The organism is Ramlibacter sp. (genome assembly GCF_041916345.1).
Lineage (GTDB): Bacteria > Pseudomonadota > Gammaproteobacteria > Burkholderiales > Burkholderiaceae_C > Ramlibacter.
In genome coordinates this window covers 1-6,249 of the sequence record NZ_JAYRZR010000143.1, presented here as the reverse complement: position 1 = coordinate 6,249, position 6,249 = coordinate 1, and the positions used below count along the sequence as shown (strand labels likewise).

General features: G+C 69.0%; 6 protein-coding genes and 1 riboswitch. Of the genes, 5 read left to right on the top strand and 1 reads right to left on the bottom strand.

Translation table 11 applies throughout. From position 1 onward, the window contains the following. On the bottom strand, nucleotides 1-1,416 hold a 1,416-nt coding region (locus ACE3T5_RS20715), incomplete at its 3' end, for a wax ester/triacylglycerol synthase family O-acyltransferase (protein ID WP_374670005.1). Nucleotides 1,417-1,530: 114 nt separating this feature from the next. Then, nucleotides 1,531-1,605: riboswitch (S-adenosyl-L-homocysteine riboswitch) on the top strand. A gap of 60 nt (nucleotides 1,606-1,665) precedes the next feature. Here ACE3T5_RS20715 and ahcY point away from each other — a divergent pair. The 5 genes from ahcY to ACE3T5_RS20690 all read left to right on the top strand — a co-directional run. Further along, nucleotides 1,666-3,102: an adenosylhomocysteinase gene (gene ahcY, locus ACE3T5_RS20710; RefSeq protein ID WP_374670004.1), complete on the top strand. Its 1,437-nt coding sequence runs from the start codon at nucleotides 1,666-1,668 to the stop codon at nucleotides 3,100-3,102. A gap of 11 nt (nucleotides 3,103-3,113) precedes the next feature. Continuing rightward, the gene (locus tag ACE3T5_RS20705; protein ID WP_374670003.1) at nucleotides 3,114-3,851 is read left to right on the top strand and encodes a TlyA family RNA methyltransferase; all 738 of its coding nucleotides are present in this window, start codon (nucleotides 3,114-3,116) and stop codon (nucleotides 3,849-3,851) included. 10 nt (nucleotides 3,852-3,861) lie between these two features. After that, nucleotides 3,862-4,692, top strand: coding sequence for a methylenetetrahydrofolate reductase [NAD(P)H] (gene metF, locus ACE3T5_RS20700; protein ID WP_374670002.1), 831 nt, complete (start codon nucleotides 3,862-3,864; stop codon nucleotides 4,690-4,692). A gap of 170 nt (nucleotides 4,693-4,862) precedes the next feature. After that, nucleotides 4,863-5,459, top strand: coding sequence for an OmpW family protein (locus ACE3T5_RS20695; protein WP_374670001.1), 597 nt, complete (start codon nucleotides 4,863-4,865; stop codon nucleotides 5,457-5,459). A 153-nt stretch (nucleotides 5,460-5,612) separates the two neighbouring features. After that, the coding region (locus ACE3T5_RS20690; protein WP_374670000.1) for a porin at nucleotides 5,613-6,249 on the top strand (637 nt) is incomplete at its 3' end.

Sequence of the window (6,249 nt, the reverse complement as noted above, 5' to 3'; positions counted from 1 at the left end):
GGCCTGGGCCTGCTCCAGCAGGCGGCGGTGCTCATCGAGGATCAGGTCGCCCAGGTCCGCCACGTCGGGCAGCACCCGGCGGCAGGCGATCAGGCCGTAGTCGAGCCGGCCGTTGTAGCTTTGCACCGTGACGTTGAGCGCCATGCCGTGCGCCGGGATCGACACCGGGTAGTAGCTGGTCAGCTCGGCGCCGGCGAAGTAGAGCGGGAAGTTGGGCCCGGGCACGTTGGAGATGATGAGGTTGGCCACCGGCGGCAGCATGTTCATCACCCGCGAGCGTTCCACCAGGGCGGCCACGCCGGAGATCAGCCAGGGCGAGCCCAGCACCGGGAAATCGGTCGGGATAACGGCCTTCAGCCGGCTCATGCGCGCCTTGGTGGTGGCGGTGGCGGCGTGGATGCGTCGGGCGCGCTCGGCCGGGTCCTTCACGTCCGTGGCCAGCGTCATCAGCACCATGCTCACCTGGTTGTTGCCGGTGGCGTCGCCGGCCTCGCGCAGGCTCACCGGCACGGCGGCGGTGAGCGACTTGGCGGGCGCCTCGCCCAGGTCGCGCAGGAAGCGCGCCAGCGCCCCGCCGGTGGTGGCCAGCACCACGTCGTTGAGTGACACGCCCAGCGCCTTGGCGATGGCCTTCACCTCCGCCAGCGGCACGGTGCGCCCGGCGAACGAGCGCTGGTTCGTGATCGTCACGTTCAGCGGCGTCCGCGGTGCCAGGTAGCCGGCGAGTCGCTGGCCCAGGCCCTTGGGCTCGTCGGTCGAGGCGGCGCGCGGCGTGGCCATCGCCTCGCGTGCGGCGCGCACCATGCCGGGCACCATGCGGGCCAGCTTGCCGTACTGGATGAGGGAGTTGCGCAGCGCCGCGCTGGCCAGCTCCGCCAGGCCCAGCTGGTGCGGGCTGCGGCGGACCTTGGCGCGCGGCGGCCGCACGACACGGCCGGTGGGCGCGGTGTCGAAGATGGCCTGCGCCACCGCGATGCCGGCCTGGCCGTCGATGCCGGCGTGGTGCGCCTTGGTGTAGAGCGCCACCTCGCCGCTCTTCAGGCCGTCGATGATGAAGAACTCCCACAGCGGCCGGCTGCGATCGAGCAGCGAGGAATGCAGGCGCGCCACGTACTGCTGCAGCTGGCGGTTGGTGCCGGGCTTGGGCAGGGTGATGTGGCGCACGTGGTAGTCGAGGTCGATGTCGTCGTCCTCCACCCACACCGGGTCGGAGATGTCGAACGGCATCAGCACCAGCTTGCGGGTGAACACCTCCGCCAGGTGCAGGCGCGCCGCCATGTGCGCCTTCACGTCCTCGTAGAAGTCGCCCTGGTAGCCCTCGGGCAGGCGCATCACGTTCAGCGAGCCCACATGCATGGGCATCTCGGGCGATTCGATGTGCAGGAAGGCGGCGTCGAGGCCGCTCAGGTGCTTCATGGGGGGCTCCGGCAGGGGGCGGGGACAGGCAGGATAGGTCCGAATGCCCGGGAAATGGGCGCGGGCTAACCCGCGGGCCCGCCCGGCGGCAGGCCGCTTCCGTATAATTCGCCCCGTTCCGAGGAGCGTTGCAGCGCCGCACGGCGTGAGGCTCGGAACCCCTTCCCTTCGCAACGACGCTCACCCACGATGCACCGGGTGAGTCTGCCCGGTCCCGTGGTGGTCGCAACGATTGCCCATGGAGCCCACATGAACGCCCCCCTGAAGAACCCCATCCACGCGGACTGCGCCATCGCCGACATCGGCCTGGCCGACTGGGGCCGCAAGGAAATCCGCATCGCGGAGACCGAGATGCCCGGCCTGATGGCCATCCGCGAGGAATTCGCCAAGAGCCAGCCCCTGAAGGGCGCGCGCATCACCGGCAGCCTGCACATGACCATCCAGACGGCGGTGCTGATCGAGACGCTGCAGGCCCTGGGCGCCACCGTGCGCTGGGCCTCGTGCAACATCTTCTCCACCCAGGACCACGCCGCCGCGGCCATCGCCGCCACCGGCACGCCGGTGTTCGCCATCAAGGGCGAGTCGCTGGAGGACTACTGGGACTACACCCACCGCATCTTCGAATTCGGCGCCCAGGGCACCGCGGGCGAAGGCCCCAACATGATCCTGGACGACGGTGGCGACGCCACGCTGCTCATGCACCTGGGCAAGCGCGCCGAGAAGGATGCGTCGCTGGTCGCCGGCAACGGCCACAGCGAGGAAGAGCGCATTCTCTTCGCCGCCATCCGCAAGAAGCTGGCCGAAGACCCGACCTGGTACAGCCGCAAGAGCGCCCAGATCATCGGCGTGACGGAAGAGACCACCACCGGCGTGAACCGCCTGAAGCAGATGGCCGCCCGCGGCGAGCTGATGTTCAAGGCCATCAACGTCAACGACTCCGTCACCAAGAGCAAGTTCGACAACCTGTACGGCTGCCGCGAGTCGCTGGTGGACGGCATCAAGCGCGCCACCGACGTGATGATCGCCGGCAAGGTGGCCCTGGTGGCCGGCTATGGCGACGTGGGCAAGGGCAGCGCCCAGGCCCTGCGCGCGCTTTCCGCCCAGGTGTGGGTGACCGAGATCGACCCCATCAACGCCCTGCAGGCCTGCATGGAAGGCTACCGCGTGGTCACCATGGACTACGCCGCCGACAAGGCCGACATCTTCGTCACCGCCACCGGCAACAAGGACGTGATCACCCACGACCACATGGCGAAGATGAAGGACCAGGCCATCGTCTGCAACATCGGCCACTTCGACAACGAGATCGACGTCGCCTCGCTCGAGAAGTACGAGTGGGAGGAGATCAAGCCCCAGGTGGACCACGTGATCTTCCCCGACGGCAAGCGCATCATCCTGCTGGCCAAGGGCCGGCTGGTGAACCTGGGCTGCGGCACGGGTCACCCGAGCTACGTGATGTCGTCGTCGTTCGCCAACCAGACCATCGCGCAGATCGAGCTGTTCACCCACAGCGAGGCCTACGACCTGAACCACGTGTACGTGCTGCCCAAGCACCTGGACGAGAAGGTGGCCCGCCTGCAGCTGAAGAAGCTGGGCGCGCAGCTCACCGAGCTGTCCGACGACCAGGCCGCCTACCTCGGCGTGGCCAAGCAAGGCCCGTACAAGCCCGACACTTACCGGTATTGATGCCGGGCGCCATGCGCGCCGATCAGTTGCTGGTCGACCGCGGCCTGGCCGCCACTCGTTCGCAGGCCCAGCGGCTGATCGCGAACGGCGTGCGCTGGTTCGACGGCCGCGAGTGGAAGCCCGTGGCCAAGAACGGCGACGAGCTGCCAGCCACCGCGCGCGTGGAGCTGCTGGATACCGCCGAGACGCGCTATGTCTCGCGCGGCGGCCTGAAGCTGGAGGGCGCCCTGCGCACCGCCGCGCTCGACGTATCGGGCTGGCGCTGCCTGGATGTCGGCCAGTCCACCGGCGGCTTCACCGATTGCCTGCTGCGCCACGGTGCAGCGGCCGTCACCGGCGTCGACGTGGGCCACGGCCAGCTGCACCCCTCGCTGCGGGCCGACCCGCGCGTGAGCGCGCTGGAAAAGGTCAACGCCCGCACGCTGGATGCAGCGCAGGCCGGCCGGGACTTCGACTTCGTGACCGGCGACCTGTCCTTCATCTCGCTCACGCTGGTGCTGCCGGCGCTGGCGCCGCTGCTGCGCCCGGGCGGTCACCTGCTGATGCTGGCCAAGCCGCAGTTCGAGCTGCAGCCGGGTGACATCGGCAAGGGCGGCCTGGTGCGCGACCCGGCGCTGTACGAGCAGGTGGCGCAGCGCCTGCGCGCGGCCTGCGAAGCCGCAGGCCTGCGCGTGCAGGCCTGGTTCGACAGCCCCATCGCGGGCGGCGACGGCAACCGCGAGTTCTTCATTCACGCACAACGACCCTGAGGAGGGCGTCATGTCCCATCCGATCAGCCTCGAATTCTTTCCCCCCAAGACGCCCGAGGGCGCCGAGAAGCTGCGCGTGGCGCGCCAGAAGCTGTATGCGCTGCAGCCCGAGTTCTGCTCCGTCACCTTCGGTGCCGGCGGCTCCACGCAGGACGGCACGCTGCAGACCGTGAGCGAGATCATGACCGAGGGCTGCCCCGCCGCGCCGCACCTGTCGTGCATCGGCCAGTCGCGCGAGACGATCCGCGAGCGCCTGTCCGCCTATGCCGCCGCCGGCGTGAAGCGCATCGTGGCCCTGCGCGGCGACCTGCCCAGCGGCTACGGCCTGGGTGGCGAGTTCCGCTACGCCAGCGAGCTGGTGAGCTTCATCCGCGCCGAGACCGGTCGCCAGTTCCACATCGAGGTGGCGGCCTACCCGGAGACGCATCCGCAGGCCAAGTCGCCCATGTCCGACCTGGATGCCTTCATCGCCAAGGTCGAGGCCGGTGCCGACGCCGGCATCACCCAGTACTTCTTCAATGCCGATGCCTACTTCCGCTACGTGGAGGACCTGGCCTCGCGCGGCGTGAAGGTGCCGGTGGTGCCGGGCATCATGCCCATCACCAGCTCCTCGCAGCTGATCCGCTTCTCCGATGCCTGCGGCGCCGAGATCCCGCGCTGGATCCGCATGCGGCTGCAGGCGTATGGCGACGACACCGCCTCCATCAAGGCCTTCGGGCTCGACGTGGTGGCCGACCTGTGCCGCCGCCTGCTGGCCGGCGGGGCGCCGGGGCTGCACTTCTACACGATGAACCAGGCGCAGGCCACGCTGGACCTCTGTTCGCGCATCGGCCTGCGCTGAGGCCGCGCGGTGCGCGGGCGCCACGTGGTTCATTGATCTGGTGCAAGGTTTCTCGCCGCGGCCGGGCGAGGGCCGGCGAACCTTGCGTGCCGTCAAGCCGGCGCCGGCGCCTGGCTCGCCTAATCACGGTCGGGAATGTTCCCGGACATGCTGTGAGAAAGAAAAAGACCATGCGCAAGAACCACATTGCCGCAGCCCTGCTGTGCGCGCTCGTGGCTGCCCCCGCCCTGGCCCAGAAGGCCGCTGAAGGCCCCTGGCTCGTCCGCGCACGCGCCGTGCACCTGGATAGCCGCAACGGGGATTCCACCGGCCTCGGCCTGACCGTCAACAACAAGTGGCTGCCCGAAGTGGACATCAGCTACTTCTTCACCCCCAACCTGGCGGCCGAACTGATCCTGACCGTGCCGCAGAAGCACACGGTCTACGCCGGCGGCACCTCCATCGGCTCGCTCAAGCACCTGCCGCCCACGCTGACGGTGCAATACCACTTCACCGGCCTCGGCATGGCCAAGCCCTATGTCGGCGCCGGCCTGAACTACACCCGCTTCAGCTCGGTCAACCTGCCGGCTGGCGTGTCGATCGACAAGAACAGCTTCGGCGCCGCCGTGCAGGTGGGCGTGGACATCCCGGTGGGCAACGGCATGCTGCTGAACCTGGATGTGAAGAAGGCCTACATCCGCACCGACGTCTCCGCCGGTGGCGCGGTGGTGGGCAACTTCAAGGTCGATCCGCTGCTGTTCGGCGTCGGCCTCGGCTGGCGCTTCTGATCGCCAGCGGCCCGCCTGCCGGCGGGCCGGCCGCACCGTCCGCACGGTGCGGCACCCATCTTGCTCCGAGGTTCCATGTCCGGCTGGCACGTCCGGGCATGGTGCGTCCCCCGACTCGCGGGGCCGCAATTGCAACCCTACGGAGTACACAACATGAAGAAACTTCCGGCCGCCCTTGGTGCGGCAGTGATCGGCCTGTGCGCGCTTGGTGCGCAGGCGCAGAGTTCGGTGCAGATCATGGGCACGGTGGATGTCTACGCCGGCAGCATGCGGGCGGCGGGTGATGCCGGCCGGCGCACCGTCGTGGGCAGTGGCGGCATGACCACCTCGTGGTTCGGCTTCAAGGGCACCGAGGATCTGGGCGGCGGGCTGAAGGCGTCCTTCGCGCTCACCGCGTTCATGCAGGCCGACAGCGGCAACGCTGGCCGCTTCGGCGGCGATCCCTACTTCTCGCGCGACGCCAACGTGTCGCTCGCCGGCAGCTGGGGCAGCCTCACCCTGGGTCGCGCGCTCGCCCCCAACTTCCTGCCCACGATCCTGTTCAACCCCTTCGGCGACTCGTTCACGTTCTCGCCGCTGGTCCTGCACAACAACGTCGGCCTGTTCAACGGCACCGGCTGGACGGCCACCACGCCGTCGGACACGGGCTGGTCCAACGAGATCCTGTACACGTCACCCAGCTTCGGCGGCCTGACCGCGAACGTGCACTACCAGCTCGGCGAACAGCTGAACGACAGCGGCAAGAAGAACGTGGGCGTGAACCTGCTGTACTTCGGCGGGCCCTTTGCCG

Bases quoted from the DNA above. Each gene is read 5' to 3' on its own strand.
- ahcY (WP_374670004.1), top strand. From the start codon at position 1,666: ATGAACGCCCCCCTGAAGAACCCCATCCACGCGGACTGCGCCATCGCC.
- ACE3T5_RS20705 (WP_374670003.1), top strand. From the start codon at position 3,114: ATGCGCGCCGATCAGTTGCTGGTCGACCGCGGCCTGGCCGCCACTCGT.
- metF (WP_374670002.1), top strand. From the start codon at position 3,862: ATGTCCCATCCGATCAGCCTCGAATTCTTTCCCCCCAAGACGCCCGAG.
- ACE3T5_RS20695 (WP_374670001.1), top strand. From the start codon at position 4,863: ATGCGCAAGAACCACATTGCCGCAGCCCTGCTGTGCGCGCTCGTGGCT.